The organism is Nocardiopsis sp. NPDC006139 (assembly GCF_040614155.1).
In the GTDB taxonomy this organism is placed as follows: Bacteria; Actinomycetota; Actinomycetes; order Streptosporangiales; family Streptosporangiaceae; genus Nocardiopsis; species Nocardiopsis changdeensis.
Map to the genome: position 1 here is coordinate 74,112 of NZ_JBEXTT010000002.1, position 20,603 is coordinate 94,714.

21 protein-coding genes are annotated in these 20,603 nt (G+C 71.7%); 14 read left to right on the plus strand and 7 right to left on the minus strand.

Going from position 1 to position 20,603, the window contains the following annotated elements:
• Positions 1 to 29 precede the first annotated feature (29 nt).
• The gene (locus tag ABZ249_RS02440) at positions 30 to 257 is read left to right on the plus strand and encodes a hypothetical protein (protein ID WP_220564860.1); all 228 of its coding nucleotides are present in this window, start codon (positions 30 to 32) and stop codon (positions 255 to 257) included.
• Positions 258 to 261: 4 nt separating this feature from the next.
• Here the strand turns inward: ABZ249_RS02440 and ABZ249_RS02445 are convergent, their stop codons facing one another.
• The 6 genes from ABZ249_RS02445 to ABZ249_RS02470 all read right to left on the minus strand — a co-directional run bounded on the left by ABZ249_RS02445 (position 262) and on the right by ABZ249_RS02470 (position 4,382).
• On the minus strand, positions 262 to 522 hold the full coding sequence (locus ABZ249_RS02445; RefSeq protein WP_355256213.1) for a Txe/YoeB family addiction module toxin: 261 nt from the start codon (positions 520 to 522) through the stop codon (positions 262 to 264).
• Positions 519 to 770: a type II toxin-antitoxin system prevent-host-death family antitoxin gene (locus tag ABZ249_RS02450; protein ID WP_220564862.1), complete on the minus strand. Its 252-nt coding sequence runs from the start codon at positions 768 to 770 to the stop codon at positions 519 to 521. Before ABZ249_RS02450 ends, ABZ249_RS02445 begins: the two co-directional genes overlap by 4 nt.
• 140 nt (positions 771 to 910) lie before the next feature.
• On the minus strand, positions 911 to 1,855 hold the full coding sequence (locus tag ABZ249_RS02455; protein WP_355257064.1) for a GDSL-type esterase/lipase family protein: 945 nt from the start codon (positions 1,853 to 1,855) through the stop codon (positions 911 to 913).
• Positions 1,856 to 2,002: 147 nt separating this feature from the next.
• Entirely contained in the window at positions 2,003 to 2,506 is a 504-nt protein-coding gene (locus tag ABZ249_RS02460) for a MarR family transcriptional regulator (RefSeq protein WP_220564863.1), read from the minus strand.
• Between the two features lie 263 nt (positions 2,507 to 2,769).
• Positions 2,770 to 3,420 (minus strand): TetR/AcrR family transcriptional regulator, encoded by a 651-nt coding sequence (locus tag ABZ249_RS02465; RefSeq protein WP_255647046.1) that lies wholly within the window; start codon positions 3,418 to 3,420, stop codon positions 2,770 to 2,772.
• 14 nt (positions 3,421 to 3,434) lie between these two features.
• The gene (locus ABZ249_RS02470; RefSeq protein ID WP_355256218.1) at positions 3,435 to 4,382 is read right to left on the minus strand and encodes an acyl-CoA desaturase; all 948 of its coding nucleotides are present in this window, start codon (positions 4,380 to 4,382) and stop codon (positions 3,435 to 3,437) included.
• Positions 4,383 to 4,945: 563 nt separating this feature from the next.
• Between ABZ249_RS02470 and glmU the strand changes: the two genes are divergently transcribed.
• The 4 genes from glmU (at position 4,946) to pth (ending at position 9,125) form a co-directional block, all read left to right on the plus strand.
• Positions 4,946 to 6,457 carry a bifunctional UDP-N-acetylglucosamine diphosphorylase/glucosamine-1-phosphate N-acetyltransferase GlmU gene (gene glmU, locus ABZ249_RS02475; RefSeq protein ID WP_355257067.1) on the plus strand — a complete coding sequence of 504 codons (1,512 nt, stop codon included), beginning with the start codon at positions 4,946 to 4,948 and terminating at the stop codon, positions 6,455 to 6,457.
• A 20-nt stretch (positions 6,458 to 6,477) separates the two neighbouring features.
• On the plus strand, positions 6,478 to 7,446 hold the full coding sequence (locus ABZ249_RS02480; protein WP_277615502.1) for a ribose-phosphate diphosphokinase: 969 nt from the start codon (positions 6,478 to 6,480) through the stop codon (positions 7,444 to 7,446).
• 387 nt (positions 7,447 to 7,833) lie between these two features.
• Complete coding sequence (locus ABZ249_RS02485; protein WP_355256222.1) at positions 7,834 to 8,442, plus strand: 50S ribosomal protein L25/general stress protein Ctc; 609 nt, start codon at positions 7,834 to 7,836, stop codon at positions 8,440 to 8,442.
• 107 nt (positions 8,443 to 8,549) lie between these two features.
• Entirely contained in the window at positions 8,550 to 9,125 is a 576-nt protein-coding gene (gene pth, locus ABZ249_RS02490) for an aminoacyl-tRNA hydrolase (protein ID WP_220564866.1), read from the plus strand.
• A 68-nt stretch (positions 9,126 to 9,193) separates the two neighbouring features.
• Here pth and ABZ249_RS02495 read toward each other — a convergent pair whose 3' ends face one another.
• The gene (locus ABZ249_RS02495) at positions 9,194 to 9,754 is read right to left on the minus strand and encodes a TetR/AcrR family transcriptional regulator (protein ID WP_355256225.1); all 561 of its coding nucleotides are present in this window, start codon (positions 9,752 to 9,754) and stop codon (positions 9,194 to 9,196) included.
• Positions 9,755 to 9,834: 80 nt separating this feature from the next.
• Here ABZ249_RS02495 and ABZ249_RS02500 point away from each other — a divergent pair, with 80 nt between their 5' ends.
• The 9 genes from ABZ249_RS02500 (at position 9,835) to ABZ249_RS02540 (ending at position 20,534) form a co-directional block, all read left to right on the plus strand.
• Positions 9,835 to 10,794: a DsbA family protein gene (locus ABZ249_RS02500; RefSeq protein ID WP_355257070.1), complete on the plus strand. Its 960-nt coding sequence runs from the start codon at positions 9,835 to 9,837 to the stop codon at positions 10,792 to 10,794.
• A gap of 295 nt (positions 10,795 to 11,089) precedes the next feature.
• Positions 11,090 to 12,529 (plus strand): sugar transferase, encoded by a 1,440-nt coding sequence (locus ABZ249_RS02505; RefSeq protein ID WP_355257073.1) that lies wholly within the window; start codon positions 11,090 to 11,092, stop codon positions 12,527 to 12,529.
• 3 nt (positions 12,530 to 12,532) lie between these two features.
• Entirely contained in the window at positions 12,533 to 13,324 is a 792-nt protein-coding gene (locus ABZ249_RS02510; protein WP_220564868.1) for a 3'(2'),5'-bisphosphate nucleotidase CysQ, read from the plus strand.
• 61 nt (positions 13,325 to 13,385) lie between these two features.
• Positions 13,386 to 14,318, plus strand: a complete 933-nt coding sequence (cysD, locus tag ABZ249_RS02515; protein WP_355256228.1) for a sulfate adenylyltransferase subunit CysD — start codon at positions 13,386 to 13,388, stop codon at positions 14,316 to 14,318.
• Positions 14,319 to 14,405: 87 nt separating this feature from the next.
• Positions 14,406 to 15,674 (plus strand): sulfate adenylyltransferase subunit CysN, encoded by a 1,269-nt coding sequence (gene cysN, locus ABZ249_RS02520; protein ID WP_220564870.1) that lies wholly within the window; start codon positions 14,406 to 14,408, stop codon positions 15,672 to 15,674.
• A 725-nt stretch (positions 15,675 to 16,399) separates the two neighbouring features.
• Complete coding sequence (locus ABZ249_RS02525; RefSeq protein WP_220564871.1) at positions 16,400 to 17,560, plus strand: S8 family peptidase; 1,161 nt, start codon at positions 16,400 to 16,402, stop codon at positions 17,558 to 17,560.
• A 208-nt stretch (positions 17,561 to 17,768) separates the two neighbouring features.
• Entirely contained in the window at positions 17,769 to 18,656 is an 888-nt protein-coding gene (locus tag ABZ249_RS02530) for a sulfotransferase domain-containing protein (RefSeq protein WP_220565535.1), read from the plus strand.
• Positions 18,657 to 18,775: 119 nt separating this feature from the next.
• On the plus strand, positions 18,776 to 19,888 hold the full coding sequence (locus tag ABZ249_RS02535; protein WP_355256232.1) for a glycosyl hydrolase: 1,113 nt from the start codon (positions 18,776 to 18,778) through the stop codon (positions 19,886 to 19,888).
• Positions 19,889 to 19,937: 49 nt separating this feature from the next.
• A complete protein-coding gene (locus ABZ249_RS02540; protein ID WP_355256235.1) occupies positions 19,938 to 20,534 on the plus strand; it encodes a 3'-5' exonuclease in 597 nt (198 codons plus the stop codon).
• The last annotated feature ends 69 nt before the right edge of the window (positions 20,535 to 20,603 follow it).

Below are 20,603 nucleotides of genomic sequence, written 5' to 3' on the forward strand. Positions count from 1 at the left end.
CCGACCCGTCCGCCGGTTACGGTGGCGGCATGGTCATGTGGGCTTCGGACAACCGGGCGGGGAAGGTGCGGGAGGGGCTGACCCTGCTGTTGTCGCAGGGGCTGATCGACGATTTCGAGATCCGCCCCGACGACGAGCACCCCTACCGCGTCACCATGCCGGTGGGCGTCATCCCGCTGACCGAGCACCAGGCCGCGCACTTCCTCCTCGGCGCCGTCACCGCCCGCTTCGGCCCCCTCGCCCGCGACACCCGGTGACCCTCTACTTGCCGTAGTGGTAGCGGCAGGCGGCGATGCGGATCTCGTCGCCGGCGATCTTGTACACCAGCCGGTGCTCGTCGGTGATCCTGCGGGACCAGTAGCCCTGGAAGCCGTGCCTCAGGGGTTCGGGCTTGCCCATGCCCTCGTTGCCGTTGCGCTCGATGTCCTTGACGAGAGCGTTGATGCGCTTGAGGATCTTGCGGTCCTGCCCCTGCCACCAGACGTAGTCCTCCCAGGCGCTCTGGGACCAGACGAGCCTCACTCGGCCAACTCGCGCTCTATGCCCTGATCGGACTCCAGCTCCTCGATGGCGGAGACCAGGCGGCGGGCGTTCTCCGGGCTGCGCAGGAGGTAGGCGGTCTCCTTCAGGGTCTCGTACTCGGACAGGGCCATCATGACGACGGGTTCGTGTCCGGCTCTCGTGATCACTACTTCCTCTCTGTCGTTCACGACGGCGTCGAGGGTGGCGGCGTAGTTGGCGCGGGATTCGGTGTAGCTCATGGTCTTCAAGGCTCGTCCCTTCCAAGCTCTGCCCAGTGATTCCAAATGTACAGGATCATGTACGCCGATGGCTGGAAAAGGTTCCGGAGACGGCGGAGGCGCCGGGACGCGGGGTCCCGGCGCCTCCGTTGCGCGCGTCGGCGGGGCGGTCAGCGGGCCAGGGAGGCGAACTCCTCGGCGATGACCGTGGCCCCGGCCTTGTTGGTGTGGATGTCGGGGCCCAGGTCCGTGTTGCACATCCACGTGTAGTCGCAGATGGCCTGGAGGTTGTTGGGCATCGAGCCCTCCTGGGGGACGTCGAAGTCGGCGGAGTCGAACGCCGCCTCCACGTCGGCGACCTCGATGTCCTCGGCGGCGTAGGCCGACCGCAGCGACTCGTTCATGGTCTCCAGGACCTCGGTGGCGTACCCGGCGAAGGTCGCGTCGAAGGGGATCTCGCCCTCGACCTCGCCCAGCCCCGGCCCGGCCTCGGGGTCCACCGGGGTGCCGTCCGAGGGCTCCTCCGAGGGCTCGTCCGAGGGGTTCTCGCCGGGTTCGAGCAGCATCGCCGCGAGGAACGGGTTGTAGTAGGTCATCCCGATGATCTGGGTGTCCGGGCCGGCCGCGGCGCGCAGCCGGGAGGCGATCACCGGCGCCTCCGTCTCGATGCGCTCCAGGCCGTCGTCGATGCACTCCGTGTCCACCACGGGCCCGCCGCCACCGCCCACCTCGTCGATGCCCCGGACGCAGCGGGTGAAGTTGTTGCCGCCGATGGTCACGGTGACCAGGTCCACCCGGCCCGCGTGCTCGGAGAGGAACTCCTCGGCCGCCTCGATCTGCGGGCGGCCGCCGTACTGCTCCTCGCAGTGGGCGATCCCGCCCTCGATGAACGTCGTGGTGTCCTCGCCGCCGCAGCCGCTGCGCTCGTGGCGCAGCGTGGAGTCGGCGTCGTACAGGGTACGGTAGAGGATGTCCGTGTACCCGTCGGGGGTCTCGGCGGGGCCGCCCTCGCTCGGCTGCACGCCCACCGTCAGCGAGTCGCCCAGGGAGAGGTAGTACCGCTCCTCGGCTCCCGCCGGGGAGTCCTCTCCGTCACCGCCCGCGCAGCCGGTCATCGCCACGGCCGTCGCGGACGCCGCGACCAGGGCGGCGTACCGGACGTTCCACCGGATTCTCACTGTCGTTCTCCAACCAGATGAAGACCAAGGATGCGCGCCCTGAGCGGCCCCGGTGAGAGGACGGATACCGCCGGGTAACAACAGTTACCGACCGGAAGGTTCGGTGTCGAGGGGGACCAGGAGGCATCTCAGTAACGATGCGAGCTGCTCGCGCTCCGGTGCGGGCATCGGGGCGAGGAGCGTCTCCTCGTAGCTCAGCAGCGACTCCAGCGCCGCGTCGATGCGCCCGGCGCCCTTGTCGGTCAGCCGCACCAGCACCCCGCGCTTGTCGGCGGGGTCGGGGCGGCGCCGCACCAGTCCCGCGGCGGCCAGCCGGTCCACGCGGTTCGTCATGGTCCCGGAGGTCACCAGGGTGGCGCGCAGGAGGCGGCCCGGGCTCAGCTCGTAGGGCGGGCCCGAGCGGCGCAGCTCGGCCAGGACGTCGAACTCCCAGGGCTCCAGGGAGTGCTCCGTGAACACGGTCCGCCGGGCCCTGTCCAGGTGTCGGGCGAGCCGGGACACCCGGCTGAGCACCTCGAGCGGCGTCACGTCCACGTCCGGCCGTTCGGCGCGCCACGCCTCGATCAGCCCATCCACCTCATCGCGCATGGGTCCAGCATATCTCTTGACATCAAGATAGTGGGGCGGGTATGCGACGCACACCCGCCCCACCGGCGTTCCCGGAGCCTGGGGCGTGTTCGGCTGATCATTCCGGGTCGCGGCCGCGAGGCCTCCTCTCGCCGCGCCGCCCGCGCTCGGACGGCCGAACCCGGGCCGACCCGCGCCGGTCGTCCTGCGAGAGATCGCCCCGCGGCCGCTCCCGGCATTCGGCGCAGGCGCCGAAACGCTCGAGAGCATCCACCGAACACGCCCTAGCGGCCCCGCCTGGTCCGCAGCCTCGGCTTGGCCTCCAGGCTCGACAGCCCGTTCCACGCCAGGTTGACCAGGTGCGCCGCCACCACCTCGCGCTTGGGCCTGCGCACCTCCAGCCACCACTGGCCGGTCAGGGCCCACATGCCCACCAGGGCCTGGGCGTACATGGGGGCGAGCGCGGGGTCGTAGCCCCGCTCGGCGAACTCGTCCACCATGATGTACTCGACCTGGCTGGCGATGTCGTTGATCAGGCCGGCGAAGCTCCCCGTCCCGGAGGCCACGTGCGAGTCGCGGGTGAGCACCCGGAACCCGACCGTGTTCTCCTCGACGTAGCGCAGCAGGGCCAGGGCCGCCTTCTCGATCTTGTTGCGGGCGCTGTCGGCGGTGAGGGCCTCCGAGACCATGCCCACCAGGGTGCGCATCTCCTGGTCGACGACGACCGCGTAGATGCCCTCCTTCCCGCCGAAGTGCTCGTACACCACGGGTTTGGACACGCCCGCCCGTGCGGCGATCTCCTCCACGGAGGTCGCGTCGAACCCGCGTTCGGCGAACAGCTCCCGGCCGATCTCCAGCAGCTGCCGCCGACGCTCCTCGCCCGTCATGCGCTTGCGGCGCACGCGGACCCTCTGCTCGCTGTCGGCTGCTCCCATGATGGTCAAGAATCCTAGACGCTGACCCGCTTGGCGGCGAGTCGCTCGTTGTCGGGCCAGCGGACCTTGGTCGCCCAGCCGAACTTCTCGAAGAACCAGATGACGCGCGCCGAGATGTCGATCTGGCCCTTGAGCACGCCGTGCCGGGCGCAGGTCGGGTCGGCGTGGTGCAGGTTGTGCCAGGACTCGCCGAACGACGGGATGGCCAGCCACCACACGTTGCGGGAGCGGTCGCGCACCTCGAAGTTCTCCTCGCCGATGGTGTGGCAGATGGAGTTGATCGACCAGGTCACGTGGTGCAGCAGAGCCACCCGGACCAGGCTCGCCCAGAAGAACGCGGTGACCGCTCCCCACCAGGACATGGTGACCAGGCCGCCGATGAGCGCCGGGGCGCCCAGGGAGAACACCACGATCGGCACGAACAGCTTGTCGATCAGGACGGTGTCCTTGTCCTTGAGCAGGTCCGGGGCGAACCGGCGGGGCGAGGTCTTCTTCTCGTCCAGGTACATCCACGCCATGTGCGCGTAGTAGAGCCCCTTGGCGACCGACTTCCAGTCGTCGCCGAACCGCCACGGCGAGTGCGGGTCGCCCTCGGCGTCCGCGTACTTGTGGTGGCGGCGGTGGTCGGCCACCCACTTGATGACGCTGCCCTCGATGGCCATCGAGCCGGCGATCGCGAGCGCGATCTTGAGCGGGCGGTTGGCGCGGAACGAGCCGTGGGTGAAGTGGCGGTGGAAGCCGACCGTGATGCCCAGCCCGCTGATCAGGTAGAAGACCGAGGCGATGGCGATGTCGACCAGGCTCAGGCCCCAGCCCCAGAAGAACGGTACGGCGGCGAGCAGCGCGATGAGCGGGATGAACACGAAGGCGAACACCGTGTACCGCTCGGCGCGCCCGCGCGGCTCGGGCTCGTACTCGGGGATCGGTGTGCGCTTGGCGGGCGTCTCGGGTGCGGCTGTCATGGGTCCCTGCCTCGTGATCGGAAACGTCGTTTGTTCGTCTGTGAGGTCAGGGCGTGCCGGGAGCGCGCGGGCGTCCGTCGCGACGGCCCAACCTATACCTACGTAACCGTAACCTACGAACCCGTAGGTTTGGCAAGGGTCATCGCGAAGGCGCTATCTTGGTGACCGTCATGTCGGCGCGGAGGCCCGCGCCCGGCGTGTTCCCGGATGATGTAATCGGCAGCATGTGGGGTTTTGGTCCCCATCGTCCAGGTTCGAGCCCTGGTCCGGGAGCAGACGCACCGCCGCGCCGCCGCGCCCGCCGGGTGCCGTCCGTACCGGAGCGGCGCACATCACACCCCTCCCCGCCCCTTCCGCGCCAGAGCCCGTGAACGGGCGACGGGTGCGACCGGGCCCACCCCGCCGGGGCCGTCTCCGCCGCCGGGGGCCTGTGACACGGATGTATCCTTCCCATGTCGGCCGCACGACGGGTCATCGCCGTGCGCGGCATGAGGGACGCCCCGCCGAACGCCGACCGCGAGATCGTCTTCTTCCTAGCCAGCTATCACGAGGGGTCTCCTCCAGTGAGCGTGAACCGCCCGGCTGCCGTCATCGTCCTCGCCGCGGGCGAGGGCACCCGGATGAAGTCCCAACTCCCCAAGGTGCTCCACGAGATCGGCGGCCGCAGCATGGTCGGCCACGTGCTGGCCGCGGCCCGCGAGCTCGATCCGCTGCACACGGCCGTCGTCCTCGGACACGCCCGCGAGCGCATCGCCGAGCACCTGGCGCAGATCGCCCCCGAGGCCGTCACCGCCGTCCAGGAGGAGCAGAAGGGCACCGGGCACGCGGTGCGCATGGCCTTGGAGGACCTGGCCCGCCAGGGCATCGAGCCCACCGGCACCGTCGTCCTCACCTGCGGGGACACCCCGCTGCTGCGCGGCGGCACGCTGGCCGGCCTGGTCTCCTTCCACGAGAAGGAGGGCAACGCCGTCACCGTCCTGTCGGCCCGCGTCCCCGACCCCCACGGTTACGGGCGCATCGTCCGCGACGCCGACGGGGAGTTCACCTCCATCGTCGAGCAGGCCGACGCCACCCCCGCGGAACTGGCCGTCGACGAGATCAACTCCGGCATGTACGCCTTCGACGGCGCCCTGCTGGCCCGGGTCGTGCAGCGCATCGGCAGCGACAACGCCAAGGGCGAGGAGTACCTCCCCGACGCCGTCGCGCTGCTGCGCGGCGACGGCCACCGGGTCGGCGCCTGGGTCATCGACGACGCCGACGAGGTCCAGGGCGTCAACAACCGCGTCCAGCTCGCCGAGGCCCGGCGCCTGCTCAACGACCGCCTGCTGCGCGAGCACATGCTCGCCGGGGTCACGGTCGTGGACCCCGCCACGACCTGGGTCGACGTCGACGTGCGCATCGGCCGCGACACCCTCGTCGAGCCCGGCACCCGCCTGCGCGGCGCCACCGAGGTCGGCGAGGACGCGGTCATCGGTCCCGACAGCGACCTGCTCGACACCGTCGTGGGCGACGGCGCCAAGGTCCGCCGGACCACCGCGGACCGCGCCGAGATCGGCCCCGGGGCCGACGTCGGCCCCTACACCTACCTCCGGCCGGGCACCCGCCTGGCCGACCGGGCCAAGGCCGGTGCGTTCGTGGAGGTCAAGAACGCGAACATCGGCAGCGGCTCCAAGGTCCCGCACCTGACCTACGTCGGCGACGCCGACATCGGCGTCGGCAGCAACATCGGCTGCTCGTCGGTGTTCGTCAACTACGACGGGGTCAACAAGTCCCGGAGCACCATCGGCGACCACGTGCGCATCGGCAGCGACAACACCATCGTCGCCCCGGTCACCGTGGGCGACGGTGCCTACTCCGGGGCCGGGACCGTGGTCCGGGACGACGTTCCGCCCGGTGCGCTGGCCGTGTCCGACGGGCACCGGCAGCGCAACGTGGAGGGGTGGACCGAGCGCAAGCGCCCGGGGACCGCCTCGGCCGACGCCGCCCTGCGGGCGCGGTCGGCCCAGGACGGGGAGGGCGTCGGGAGCGCAGGGCGCACCGAGGACGCAGAGCGGCACAGAGCCGACGATCAGTAGTGACTGTGGGGGAGAAACACGTGACCGGGATGAAGGCCACCGGCCAGAAGAATCTCATGCTGTTCTCGGGGCGCACGCACCCGAGCCTGGCCGAAGAGGTCGCCAAGGAACTGGGGATCGAGGTGGTCCCCACCCGGTTCGACACCTTCGCCAACGGTGAGATCTTCGTCCGCTACCTGGAGTCGGTCCGCGGCTCGGACGCCTTCGTGATCCAGGCGCACGCCGACCCGATCAACGAGTCGATCATGGAGCAGCTGATCATGGTGGACGCGCTCAAGCGCGCCTCCGCCAAGCGCATCACCGTGGTCACCCCGTTCTTCGGGTACGCGCGCCAGGACAAGAAGCACCGCGGTCGCGAGCCCATCTCGGCCCGCCTGATGACCGACCTGTTCCGTACCGCCGGCGCCGACCGCATGATGGCCGTCGACCTGCACACGGACCAGATCCAGGGCTTCTTCGACGGCCCGGTCGACCACCTGTTCGCGCTGCCGATCCTGGCCGACCACATCGCGAACCGGGTCGACGTCGCCGAGATCACCGTGGTCTCCCCCGACGCGGGCCGCGTGCGCACCGCCGACCGCTGGGCCGACCGGCTGGGCGCCCCGCTGGCCATCATCCACAAGCGCCGCGACCCGGACGTGGCCAACCAGGTCCGCGTCCACGAGGTCGTCGGCACGGTCAAGGACCGCGTGTGCGTCCTGGTGGACGACATGATCGACACCGGCGGCACCATCGTCAAGGCCGCCGACGCGCTGTTCGAGCAGGGCGCCAAGCAGGTCCTCGTGGCGGCCACGCACGGTGTGCTGTCCGGCCCGGCCGCGGAGCGACTGCAGAACTCCCGCATCTCCGAGGTGGTCATCACCAACTCGCTGCCGGTGCCCGAGTCGCGCTCCTTCGAGAAGCTCACCCAGCTGTCGATCGCGCCGCTGGTGGCGCGCGCGATCAGCGAGGTCTTCACCGACGGGTCGGTCACGAGCCTGTTCGAGTAGGACCCGGCGCGGGCGGCGGATCCGGACGTATCCGCCGCCCGCGCGTCCGTTCCCCCGCCGACACGCCGTCCCCGGTGGTTGCACCGCGGGCGGCGGGGCGTCGGTGGGGCGTGTACGGAGTCGTCCCCGGAACCAGTAGACTTGGCCGAGTGTCCCCGTGCCCGAGCGGAGCCTCGTTCGGCTTCGTGCGGACGCGAGGGCAGGGGTGCGCGACGAGCGTTCCCGGGCCGGACGGGTCCGGTGGCGACTCGCCGGGCACGCCTGGAACCAGGGCGGTCGCGTCCCCTACCGGGGAGACCCCGCCGCTTCCCCGCCGAGAGCGGGAATCGTTCGTACTACTGGAGTCGTGTTCCCCGTACTGCGGGGTTGAACCCGAGGAGTTTTGTCGTGTCCGAGGTACGTATCGCTGCCGAGCCCCGCACGGAATTCGGCAAGGGCGCCTCCCGTCGCGCCCGCCGCGCGGGTAAGGTGCCGGCCGTCCTCTACGGCCACGGCACCGAGCCCCGCCACCTGAACCTGCCGGGCCACGAGCTCATGCTCGCCCTGAAGACCCCGAACGTCCTGCTGCGCCTCGAGGGCCTGGACAAGGACAACCTCGCCCTGCCCAAGAGCGTCCAGCGCGACGCCATCAAGGGCTTCCTGGAGCACGTCGACCTGCTCGTCGTCTCCAAGGGCGAGAAGGTCGAGGTCGAGATCCCGGTGACCCTGGTCGGTGAGATCAAGGGCGCCGGCGTGCTCACCCAGGAGCTCGTCACCGTGACCGTCGAGGCCGAGGCCACCCACATCCCCGAGGGCGTCGAGTTCGACATCGACGGCCTGGACGTCGGCAGCACCGTGACCGCCGCGGAGCTGAAGCTGCCGGCCGGCACCACCCTGGTGACCGACCCCGAGTCGATCGTCCTCAACGTCTCCGCGCCGCGCGTGGAGGAGGAGGGCGAGACCCCGGCCGAGGGTGAGGCCGCCGAGGGCGAGGCCACCGAGGCCGCCGCCGAGTAGTCGCCGGCACCGTACACCGACCGAGCGCGCGGCTCCCACCGGAGCCGCGCGCTCGGTCTTTCGTCTGTAGGCTCGTTCCCGTGTGGGGACGCTGGAGGAACAAGGACATGGCGGAGACCGAGCGCTGGCTGGTCGTCGGGCTGGGCAACCCGGGGCCCAAGTACGCCGGGAACCGGCACAACGCGGGCTTCATGGTGGTGGACGCCCTGGCGGGGGGCGAGCGCTGGAAGGCGCACCGGGCGCACGCCGAGGCGGTGGAGACCCGCCTGGAGGGCACCGCGGTGGTGCTGGCCAAGCCGCGCACCTACATGAACCTGTCGGGCGGCCCGGTGTCGGGGCTGGCCCGGTTCTACAAGGTGCCGATGGAGCGGATCGTCGTCGTGCACGACGAGATGGACATCGACTTCGGCGCCCTGAAGCTGAAGAAGGGCGGCGGCTCGGGCGGCCACAACGGGCTCAAGTCCCTCACCTCCTCCCTGGGCGGCCCGGACTACCTGCGGGTCCGGTTCGGCGTGGGCCGCCCGCCCGGACGGATGGACCCGGCGGACTACGTGCTGCGCGACTTCTCCTCGACCGAGCGCGGGGAGCTCGACCTCAACATCGAGCGCGCCGCCGACGCGGTCCGCACGGTCCTCACCGACGGCCTCGAACGCGCCCAGAACATCTACCACACCGCCGTCTGACCGGCGGCGGGACCACCGGAGGGCCGTGCGGGACACCGCACGGCCCTCCGCCGTCCCCGGGCCTTTCCTCAGCGGTAGCGGACCGGGGCCAGCAGGCGCCAGGCGACGCCGGCGGCCTCCTCGGCAGAGGCCGCCGGTGCGTCCGCCGCGACCCGGTCGGCGATCAGGGCGACCAGGCCGCCGGACAGGTGGGCGGCCAGCGCCCGGTCCGGGACCCCGCCGGTGCCCGGCGGCCGGGCGCCCGCCGCGAACCGCTCCCGCAGCTCCCCGGCCACACCCGCGCGCAGCCGGTGGGCGAAGTCCCCGGCCAGCAGCGTCCGGTAGAGCGCGGCGTGCTCGGCGACGTGGGCGAACAGGTCCACGAGGGGGGCCGGGGCCCCCTTCTCCGGGGCCTCCAGCGGACACAGGGCGGCGCAGCGCGCCACGTGCGCGAGCGCGTCCTCCATGGCGTCGGCCACCAGCGCGTCGATGTCGGGGTAGTGCTGGTACACCGTGGCGCGGTTGATCCCCGCCTCGCGGGCCACCGCGGACACGGTGACGCGCTCGGGCGCGGTGTCGGCGAGCAGGGTCAGCAGGGCGGCGCGCAGTCCGGCGCGGGTGCGGCGGGCGCGCGGGTCGTCGGGGTTCACGCCACCAGGGTACGACACACGTCGTCTAAGCAATATGTGTTGTTTAATCAACAGCTGTTGTTTAGTCTCTCCGTATGAGCATGCGACTGGAGATCTGGGCGGACGTGGTCTGCCCCTGGGCGTACATCGGCAAGCGGAGGGTGGAGCGGGCCCTGGCCGCGCGCGGCGGGGGGTCCGTGGAGGTGGTGTGGCGGCCCTACCGCATCGACCCCACCGCCCCCGAGCGGGCCCGGCCGCTGGACGGGCTGCTGCGCGACCCCTTCGTGGACACGGCCCTCCGGGCGTGCGCCCCGCACCTGAGCCCGGAGCAGAACCGGGCCCGGGTGGCCGAGGTGGCCGCCGCCGAGGGCTTCCCCCGCTGGGGCGCCGCCTGGCACGTGAGCTCCCACGGCGCCCACCGGCTGCTGTACCTGGCCGAGCGCGAGGGCGGCCCCGCCCTCCAGGGCGCGGTGGCCGAGGAGGTCATGCGGATCCACTTCGTGGAGGCCGGCGACATCGGTTCCGCCGAGGTCCTGGAGCGGGCCGCCGACCGGGCGGGCTTCGCGGACGGGGGCCGCCTGCTGCGGGCGGGGGAGGGCGACCGGGAAGTGCGCGAGCTGCTGCTGCGCGGCCGGGCCCGGGGCGTGCGCACCTCTCCCACCCTGCTGGTGGGCGACCTGGCCCTGGAGGGGGCCCGCCACCCGGAGGAGATCGGAGTGTTCCTGGACCGGGCCGGGGAGCGTCCGGACCGGAGCCTGCCGGCGGAGGTGGAGCGGCTGCGCCTGGCCGAGGCGCTGGTGGAGAAGGACCCGCTGGGCGCGCTCACCCTGCTGGAGCCGCTGCTGGCGGAATACGGGGACGACCGGGGCGTACGGCTGGCCGCCGCCCGCGCGCGGCTGCGTTCCGCCCAGGTGGGAAGGGCCCGCCGGGACCTGGAGGCGCTGGTGGCCGAGAGGCCCGACGACTCCCACGCCCGGCTGATGCTGGCCAGTGCGCTGCGGCGGGGCGGGGAGCCGGAGGCGGCGGCCGTGCAGCAGCGGCTGGCGGAGGCCCTGGGCTGAGGGTTTCGGTCAAGTCGTCGTGCGGGCGGCCGGTGTCCGCATTGCGGAACCGCCTGGGGCCGGTCGGTATCGGGAGGGACACATTCCCGAGCCGACCGGCCTTTCTTCGCCGACAGGAGGGCACACAGAGCGACTTTTCCACTACTTTTAGTTACTGTCAGGGTGGCGTTCCGCCGCTCGGCCGATGACGTGCAGTGATGACTTTCGGACCGGTGCCGGTCTTGGGGGATACATGGTCGCAAGTAGTGGGGTGAAGGACGTCCACCGGCGGACGGTGGCGGTACCGGCGTCCGTCATGCCGGAGGTCGGCTCCCTGCCCCTGCCGCCCCGGCCGTGGACGCGCGCCTACGTGTCCGGACTGCTGGTGCTCGACCTGGTCGCCGCCCTGGGTGCGGGCCTGATCGGGACGACCGCCCGCTTCCACGGGGCGCTCACCGCCGCCACCACCGTCCCCTACCTGTGGCTCTCCCTGGCCCTGCCGCCGCTGTGGTGCCTGTTCGTCTGCCTGGCCGGCGGCTACGCCCGCCGCTTCATCGGGGTGGGCACCGAGGAGTACCGGCGGGTCGCCGTGGCCGGGCTGGCCCTGGCCGCCGGGACCGCCATCGTCGCCTACGCGGTCAAGTTCGACCTCGCCCGCGGCTACGTCCTGGTCACCCTGCCGCTGGTGCTGCTGGCCACGCTCGCCCTGCGCTACGCCAGGCGCAAGGCGCTGCACCGCCGCCGCCGGTCCGGGGACTGCATGAACGGCGTCGTCGTGGTCGGCCACCGGTCGGCCGCGGGCGACCTCATCCGGCGCTTCCGCGGCGAGGTCTACCACGGCATGCGCGTGGTCGGCGTCTGCCTGCCCGAACACGAGGCGGCGGCGGGGGCCGCCCAGGTCGAGGGCTGTCCGGTCCTGGGCTCCTTCGCCGGGGCCGCCGACGCCGCCGCCCTGGTCGGCGCCGACACCGTCGCGGTCCTGGCCTGTCCCGAGATGGACGGCGTCGAGCTGCGCCGCCTGGCCTGGCGCCTGGAGAAGTCCGGCACCGAACTCCTGGTCGCCTCCGCCCTCATGGAGGTCGCCGGCCCGCGCACCACCATCCGCCCCGTCGCCGGGCTCCCCCTGCTGCACGTGGAGCACCCCGAGCTCGCCGGGGTCCGCCGGATCCTCAAGAGCGCCTTCGACCGCGGCGCCGCGGCGCTGGCCCTGGCCCTGCTGTCCCCCCTGTTCCTGGTGCTCGCCGTGCTCATCCGGTGGGAGGACGGCGGCCCGGTCTTCTTCACCCAGACGCGCGTAGGCCGGGGTGGCTCCGAGTTCCCCGTGTACAAGTTCCGTACCATGGTGGTCGGGGCCGAATCGCTGAAGGCGGCGCTGCGGTCCCGCAACGAGCACGACGGTGTGCTGTTCAAGATGCGACGGGACCCCAGGGTGACCCCGGTCGGGGCCTGGCTGCGCCGGTACTCGCTCGACGAGCTCCCCCAGCTCGTCAACGTGGTCCGGGGCGAGATGTCCCTGGTCGGCCCCCGGCCGCCGCTTCCGGAGGAGGTCGCCCGCTACGGGCACGACGTCCGCCGCAGGCTGGTGGTCAAACCGGGGCTGACGGGGCTGTGGCAGGTCAGCGGCCGGTCCGACCTCTCATGGGAGGAATCGGTCCGCCTGGATCTGCGCTACGTGGAAAACTGGTCGCTGACGTTGGACATCCAGATCCTGTGGAAGACGTGGTCAGCGGTGATCCGTGGGGCGGGGGCGTACTGAGCGGTGAAGAACATCCGAAACGATCATGAGGTGGCCCGCGACCTGGCGAGCGAGGCGGGGCAGCTGCTGCTGCGCCTGCGCGCCCGGCACGGCTTCGACGAGCCCGACGTCCTGCGGACCCTGGGCGACCGGACCTCGCACGAGTTCCTGTTCTCCGCCCTGGGGCGGCTGCGCCCCAGCGACGCGGTGCTCTCCGAGGAGGGCGTGGACGACCCGGCCCGGCTGCGCGCCCGCCGGGTGTGGATCATCGACCCGCTGGACGGCACCCGCGAGTTCGCCGAGGCGGGCCGGGTCGACTGGGCGGTGCACGTGGCCCTGTGGGAGAACGGCGAGCTGGTCGCCGGGGCGGTCGCGCTGCCCGCGCAGGGCAGCACCCTGTCGACGGTGGACCCGCCCTGGCTGCCCGAGGAGCGCCCGTCGGGGCAGCGGCTGCGGATCACGGTCAGCCGCTCGCGCCCGCCCGCGTTCGCGCAGCGGATGGCCACCCAGCTGGGCGCCGAGCTGGTCCCGATGGGGTCGGCGGGCGCCAAGATCTGCTCGGTACTGCTGGGCATGGCCGACATCTACGTCCACGCCGGCGGCCAGTACGAGTGGGACACGGCCGCCCCGGTGGCGGTCGCCCAGGCGGCCGGCCTGCACGCCTCCCGGATCGACGGTTCGCCCCTGCGCTACAACGTAGCCGACCCGCTACTCCCCGATGTCCTTGTATGTCGATCGGAATTGTCGGGTATGTTGTTGGCTAGCATCCGCGACGGCGCGGACCTGGACAGCGCCGGTCCGCACGCGGGGGGCTAGCCGAGAGGCCCTCCGCCGTCGTCCGAACCGGTGCCCCCAGCGGTATCTCTAAGGCGGATTCATGGGTCAGGCGAGTCAGCAGGCGCCCGGGCGCTACCAGCTCTCCCAGCTGGACGTCCTCGAGGCCGAGGCGATCTTCATCATGCGCGAGGTGGCCGCGGAGTTCGAGCGGCCGGTGCTGCTCTTCTCCGGCGGCAAGGACTCGATCGTCATGCTCCGCCTCGCGGAGAAGGCCTTCTGGCCGGGCGCCGTCCCGTTCCCGGTCATGCACGTCGACACCGGCCACAACTTCCCCGAGGTCATCGAGTTCCGGGACCGCCGGGTCGAGCAGGCCGGGGTGCGCCTGGTCGTCGCCTCCGTCCAGGAGCAGATCGACGCGGGCAAGGTCGCCGAGCCCACCGGCCGCTGGGCCAGCCGCAACCGCCTCCAGACCGCCGCCCTGCTGGAGGCCATCGAGGAGCACGGGTTCGACGCGGCCTTCGGCGGCGCCCGCCGCGACGAGGAGAAGGCCCGCGCCAAGGAGCGCGTGTTCTCCTTCCGCGACGAGTTCGGCCAGTGGGACCCCAAGAACCAGCGCCCCGAACTGTGGAGCGTGTTCAACACCCGCATCGACCGGGGCGAGCACATCCGCGTCTTCCCGATCTCCAACTGGACCGAGCTGGACGTGTGGGCCTACATCCGGCGGGAGCGGCTGGAGCTGCCCTCCATCTACTTCGCGCACGAGCGCAGCGTGTTCGAGCGCGACGGCATCCTGCTCGCCGACTCCCCGATCATCGCGCGCGACGACACCGAGGTCCCCTTCACCGAGACCGTGCGCTACCGCACGGTGGGCGACCTGACCTGCACCGGCGCGGTGAAGTCGACCGCCGTGGAGCTCGACGACATCATCGCCGAGATCGCCGCGACCCGGATCACCGAGCGCGGGCAGACCCGGGCCGACGACCGCGCCAGCGAGGCCGCCATGGAGGACCGCAAGCGCGAGGGCTACTTCTAGCCCTCCACCGGCCCCCACGGACGCCCGCGGAGCAGCACGCCCCGCCCGCCCTTCGGACGCATTTCTTCCCACAGAGGACCAGCGAGCATGAGCAACGACATCCTGCGGTTCGCCACGGCGGGCTCCGTGGACGACGGCAAGAGCACCCTGATCGGCCGCCTGCTGTTCGACTCCAAGTCGATCTTCGAGGACCAGCTCGACGCGGTGGAGCGGACCAGCGCCGCGCGCGGCGAGGAGCACACCAACCTGGCGCTGCTCACCGACGGCCTGCGGGCCGAGCGCGAACAGGGCATCACCATCGACGTGGCCTACCGGTACTTCGCCACGCCCAAGCGGACGTTCATCATCGCGGACACCCCCGGGCACATCCAGTACACCCGCAACATGGTCACCGGGGCCTCCACCGCCGACCTGGCGATCATCCTGGTGGACGCGCGCAAGGGCCTCCAGGAGCAGAGCCGCCGGCACGCCTTTCTCACCACGCTGCTCCAGGTCCCGCACCTGGTCCTGGCGGTCAACAAGATGGACCTGGTCGACTACGACCAGGCCCGGTTCGAGGAGATCAAGGCGGAGTTCACCGACTTCGCCGCCAAGCTGGACGCGCGCGACCTCACCTTCGTGCCCATCTCCGCCCTGCACGGCGACAACGTGGTGGAACGCTCCGAGAACATGCCCTGGTACAGCGGCCCCTCGCTGCTGCACCACCTGGAGAACGTGCACATCGCCTCGGACCGCAACCTCATCGACGCGCGGTTCCCGGTGCAGTACGTGATCCGGCCGCACCGGTCCGACGACCCCGAACTGCACGACTACCGCGGCTACGCGGGCCAGCTCGCCGGGGGAGTGCTCAAGCCGGGGGACGAGGTGGTGCACCTGCCGTCCGGGCTGACCAGCCGGATCGCCAGGATCACCACAGCGGACGGGGACGTCGCCGAGGCGTTCGCGCCGATGTCGGTCACCCTCCTGCTGGAGGACGAGATCGACATCTCCCGGGGCGACATGATCTGCCGCCCCAACAACACGCCCACGGCGTCCCAGGACATCGAGGCGATGGTCTGCTGGATGACGGACGCGCGCAAGCTGACGCCGCGCTCCAAGCTCATCGTCAAGCACACCACCCGCACGGCGAAGGTCATGGTGAAGGACCTGCGCTACCGGCTGGACGTCAACACGCTGCACCGCGACGAGCAGGCCGACCACCTGGCGCTCAACGAGATCGGCCGGGTGCGGCTGCGCTCCACCCAGCCGCTGTTCGTCGACGAGTACTCGCGCAACCGGCAGACGGGCGGGTTCATCCTCATCGACGAGGCCACCAACGCCACGGTCGGCGCCGGCATGGTCGTCCGGGCCGACTAGGGCCCGCTCTCCGAACGCACCCCTGTGCCGCCTCACGGTCCTCCGGCGGCGGGGAGGGGACACCCCGGCGAAGCCCGCGGCCGTGGGCCGTTCTGTGAGGGCGGTGGGCGGGCGAACGCCGCGGGGGAGGGGCCGGAGGCCTCCGCCTGCAAGGGACGCCGGGCCAGGTGACGGTGCCGCGGCCGCGCGCTTTCGGAGTCCGCGTGGCGCCCCATGGACCCCTGGCGGCGCAGGAGGCGCGCGGGGCGCAGGTGCCGGGCACCGACGCACGGAAGGGGCCGCCCATCGGGCGGCCCCTTCGTCGTGCGCGGGGTCGGTGACGGAGGGTGCACGAAGGGTGGGCGGGCCCCTCCGGCTCCGGCCGGTTTCATGAATCAATGGCTTCATCATTCGCGTATTTCCTCCATATTTCTCAACGTAAAACCGTGTTCCGGTGTCATCGGTACGCCGTCCCCTTTCCTCTCCGGGAAAGGGCGAAGTCCCACTACACGAGCGTTAAGCGGCATCGCGCTCCGGAGTGGGCGCAGACGGGTGCGGTGCGACGCGCGGTGCCGGATCGGGCTTCCCGGCGAGACGAACGGCGAAAAAAATCCGCTGAACCCTGGCGTAAAGGACAGTCGGTGATTAGGGTTGCACATCGCAGCAAAGGAGCAATCGACTGATCACAGTCGGTTATCACGCGCTGTGTCTCTTACATCCCCATACCCCCACCTAGGAGAAAAAGAGTGCATAAGCACCACCCCCGCCGGGCCGTGATCGGCTTCGTCGCCGCCGGCGCCCTCTCCGTCCCCCTGGCCCTGTCCGGCGCCGTCGCCGCCGGCGCCGACGAGCTGGCCCCCCTCTACACGAGCACCGACGCAGTCTCGGGCGAGTGGTTCGTGGTCCTGGAGGAGACCATGGGCACCGCGTCGGTCACCCCGAGCGCGCTCGGGATCGCGGCGAACGACGTCAACCACACCTACGAGGAGGTCTTCCAGGGGTACTCCGCGACCCTGACCACCGCCGAGGTGCAGGAGCTGCGGGCCCAGGACGGCGTGGCCTACGTCGAGCAGGTCGGCGTCGCCCACACGACCGCCACCTGGGGCCTGGACCGCATCGACCAGGAGGACCTCCCCCTGGACGACTCCTACACCACCACGGCCGACGGCTCGGGCGTCTCCGCCTACATCATCGACACCGGCATCGACCCGGACCACCCCGACTTCGAGGGCCGGGCCTCCTCCGCCTTCGACGCCTACGGCGGCGACGGGTTCGACGGCAACGGCCACGGCACCCACGTCGCGGGCACCATCGGCTCCGCGACCTACGGTGTGGCCCCGGCCGCCGACCTGTTCGGCGTCAAGGTGCTGAGCGACAGCGGCTCGGGCAGCTACGACGACGTCATCGCCGGTATCGACTGGGTGGCCGCCAACGCCCCCGACAACTCCGTCGCCAACCTGTCCCTGGGCGGCCCCGCCTCCCAGGCCGTGGACGACGCCGTCAACGCCCTGGCCGACTCCGGTGTGTTCGTGGCGGTCGCCGCGGGCAACGAGGGCCAGGACGCGAACAACGTCTCCCCGGCCCGCGCCGAGGGCGTCACCACCGTCGGCGCCTCCGACCGCAACGACGCCGCGGCCTACTTCTCCAACCACGGCTCCCCGGTGGACCTGTACGCCCCGGGCGTCGCGATCGAGTCGACCGTCCCGGGCGGCGGCGTCGAGGCCCTCTCCGGCACCTCGATGGCCAGCCCGCACGTGGCCGGCGCGGCCGCGCTGTACAAGAGCGCCAACGGCGACGCCGACCAGGCCACCATCCAGGACTGGCTGGTCGCCAACGGCGGGCAGGACAAGCTGAGCGGCGTCCCCTCGGGCACCGTGAACATCCTGCTCAACGTCCAGGGCCTGTGACCCGGTCCGGGATGTGGAGACCCCGCCCGTCCACACCCCGGCCCTGACCCAGGACGAATGATGACGGCCCCGGCCCGGGACGCGAACCCCCGGCCCGGGGCCGTCGCATGCCCGGACGGGGGAATATCCCGCAACGGGAGCGAGTAGTAACGGAAAGTAATAGCCTGGACGGGTGGAAGAGGCATACCGGTTGGTGTTCGTCGGCGGCATGGGCCGTTCCGGATCGACCCTGATCGAGCGGCTGCTGGGCGAGCTGCCCGGGTTCTGCTCGGTCGGCGAGACGGTGCACCTGTGGCGGCGCGGGGTGGTGGAGAACGAGCTCTGCGGGTGCGGGCTGCCGTTCGCCGACTGCGGGTTCTGGGAGGACGTGGGCAGGGAGGCGTTCGGCGGCTGGCAGCGGCTGGACGTGCGGCGCGTGCTGGGCCTCAAGGACCGCGTGGACCGGACCCGTTTCCTGCCCGTCCTGCTCAACGGCTCGGACGAGGGGCCGCTGGCCGAGCGCAGCGTCCGCTACACGGAGCTGTACCACCGGCTCTACACCGCGATCGCCCTGGTCGGCGGCTCGTCGGTGATCGTCGACGCCAGCAAGCACGCCTCCCTGGCCGCCTGCCTGCGCTGGCGGTACGGGGCCCGGATGCGGCTGCTGCACGTGGTGCGCGACCCCCGGGCGGTGGCGCACTCCTGGAGCAAGCGGGTGCCCCGGCCGGACGCCTCGCCCGACAGCAGCGAACCGGAGATGGCCCGCTACTCCGCGGGGCGCTCCGCGGTGCAGTGGATGGCGCAGAACGCCTGCTTCGACGCCCTGGCCCGGCGCGGCATCCCCACGCTGCGGGTGCGCTACGAGGACTTCACGGCCGCGCCGAACGAGGAGTTCGCGCGCATCGCCGAGTTCGCCGGGTACCGGGGGGAGTGCCCGGACCTGGAGGACGGGGTGTCGCTGTCGCGGGGGCACGCCCTGTCGGGCAACCCGATGCGCTTCGCCGCCGGGCCGGTGGGGGTGCGCTCCGACCAGGGGTGGCGTGAGGCCCTGCCGCCGTGGCGGCGGAGGCTGGTGACGGCGATGACGGTACCGGGGCGGCGGCGGTACGGGTACTGATCCCGGGTCGGGGCCGCTGATCTCCGTCCGTTTTGCCTGCTGGGGGTGTTGCGTCCGCCTGTTGTAACATATTGTGTTCATAAGAACACTTTCTGTGCAGACTTCGGGGGGCGGGCGTTGTGGACAGCGGACCGGTACGGGTGATGGCGTCGATGGGGGCCGTGCTGCTCACCCTCACTCTCACCGGAGCGGACGGGGGCGGGCCGACCGGGCCGACCGGGCAGGCGGAGGCGCCCCGGCGCTCGTTCACCGCGCCCATGCTGGGACTGCCCTCCGGGGCCGAGTACCGCTGCACCGTCTCGGAGATCCTCGAACCCAGCTGCGGGGTGTGGTGGGGCGGCAGCCCCCACGAGGGCGACGTCGACCAGCTGGAGGAGGCCGCCGGGCGCCGGATGGACATCGTGTACACCTGGCGCGGCATCGACCAGGCCCAGGTCCCCGGTGAGCGGGAGCGGCGCCTGGTGGCCGAGGGGCGGTTCGTGCACACCAACATCGAGGCGCGCAGGTTCACGCGGCCCGGGCACCCCGACGTGTCCTACCGGTCCATCCTGGCCGGGGAGTTCGACGGGGTGCTGCGCAGCCAGGCGCGCGCGGTGGCCGCGCTGGAGGCGCCCTACTTCCTCACCTTCGACCACGAGGCCGACGCCAACAAGCGCTACAACAAGCGCGGGACGCCGCAGGAGTTCACCCGGGCGTGGCGGCACATCGTCGACCTCTACGAGGAGGAGGGGGCCGACAACGCCATCTGGGTGTGGAACGTGACCGGCTGGCGGGACAACCTCGAACGGCTGCCGGGGCTGTGGCCGGGCAACGAGTACGTCGACTGGATCAGCTGGGAGGCGTACAACATGACCGGCTGCGACCTCATGCCGGGGTGGGACCACGTGGACTCGTTCGAGGACGCGCTGCGGCCGGCGTACGAGTGGATCCAGAACGAGGGCCCCAAACACGGGATCGACCCGGCCAAGCCGGTGATGATCGGCGAGATGGGGACGACGTTCATCGGGGCGCGGGAGACCCTGCAGTGGTACGCGGACGTGCCGCGCGTGCTGCCCGAGTACGAGCGGATCCGGGCCGTGAAGGTCTGGGACAGCAAGGTGTCGGAGGGGTGCGACTTCCGGCTGGGGGTCAACCGGTACGCGCAGCAGGGGTTCGAGATGGCGGGCCGGGACCCGTACGTGAACATGCCGGACCGGGTGCGGCGGCTGGTGGAGTACGCGCACCGGGACTGACCCGAAAACCCGGTGACACGTTCCGTCCCGCCGTGGTCGAATCCGCTCCATGGGTACGGAGCTGTGGAACATCGTGGACGTCGAGGCCACCTGCTGGAGGGGGTCGCCGCCGCCGGGCTCGGCCAACGAGATCATCGAGATCGGGCTGAGCGTCGTCGACGCCGCCACGGGGGAGCGGGTGTCCCGGCACGGGCTGCTGGTCCGGCCCGGGCGGTCCGAGGTGAGCCCGTTCTGCACCGAGCTGACGGGGATCACCCCGGAGATGGTCGAGGGCGCGGTGGACTTCGCCGAGGCCTGCCGTTGGCTGGTCGCCGAGCACCGGTCGGCCGAGCGCCCGTGGGCGAGCTGGGGCGACTACGACCGCAGGCAGTTCGAGCGCCAGTGCGCGATGACCGGGGTCGGCTACCCGTTCGGCGCCCGCCACGTCAACGCCAAGAGGGTCTTCGGCGAGGCCTACGGGATGCGCAAGAGGCCGCCGGGCATGGCGCGGGCGCTGGACGCCGCCGGGCTGCCGCTGGAGGGGCGCCACCACCGGGGCGAGGACGACGCGTGGAACATCGCGGCCCTGGTCGCGCACCTGGTGGACCGCGGGGTCTGGCCGGGCGCCGAGGCCGCGGACGCCGGGGACCCGGTGCCCACGGCCTGACCGGCCCGCACCCCGGCCGAAGAAGCCTTCCGCGCGGTGCCCCGCCCGCCGCCGCGGCGCGGGCCGGCG

Coding starts and splice junctions, on each gene's coding strand:
- ABZ249_RS02440 (WP_220564860.1), top strand. CDS start 30: ATGGTCATGTGGGCTTCGGACAACCGGGCGGGGAAGGTGCGGGAGGGG.
- ABZ249_RS02455 (WP_355257064.1), bottom strand. CDS start 1,855: ATGACCGGCTGCGCGGGCGGTGACGGAGAGGACTCCCCGGCGGGAGCC.
- ABZ249_RS02460 (WP_220564863.1), bottom strand. CDS start 2,506: ATGCGCGATGAGGTGGATGGGCTGATCGAGGCGTGGCGCGCCGAACGG.
- ABZ249_RS02465 (WP_255647046.1), bottom strand. CDS start 3,420: ATGGGAGCAGCCGACAGCGAGCAGAGGGTCCGCGTGCGCCGCAAGCGC.
- ABZ249_RS02470 (WP_355256218.1), bottom strand. CDS start 4,382: ATGACAGCCGCACCCGAGACGCCCGCCAAGCGCACACCGATCCCCGAG.
- pth (WP_220564866.1), top strand. CDS start 8,550: ATGGCGGAGACCGAGCGCTGGCTGGTCGTCGGGCTGGGCAACCCGGGG.
- ABZ249_RS02500 (WP_355257070.1), top strand. CDS start 9,835: ATGCGACTGGAGATCTGGGCGGACGTGGTCTGCCCCTGGGCGTACATC.
- ABZ249_RS02505 (WP_355257073.1), top strand. CDS start 11,090: ATGCCGGAGGTCGGCTCCCTGCCCCTGCCGCCCCGGCCGTGGACGCGC.
- cysD (WP_355256228.1), top strand. CDS start 13,386: ATGGGTCAGGCGAGTCAGCAGGCGCCCGGGCGCTACCAGCTCTCCCAG.
- cysN (WP_220564870.1), top strand. CDS start 14,406: ATGAGCAACGACATCCTGCGGTTCGCCACGGCGGGCTCCGTGGACGAC.
- ABZ249_RS02530 (WP_220565535.1), top strand. CDS start 17,769: ATGGGCCGTTCCGGATCGACCCTGATCGAGCGGCTGCTGGGCGAGCTG.
- ABZ249_RS02540 (WP_355256235.1), top strand. CDS start 19,938: ATGGGTACGGAGCTGTGGAACATCGTGGACGTCGAGGCCACCTGCTGG.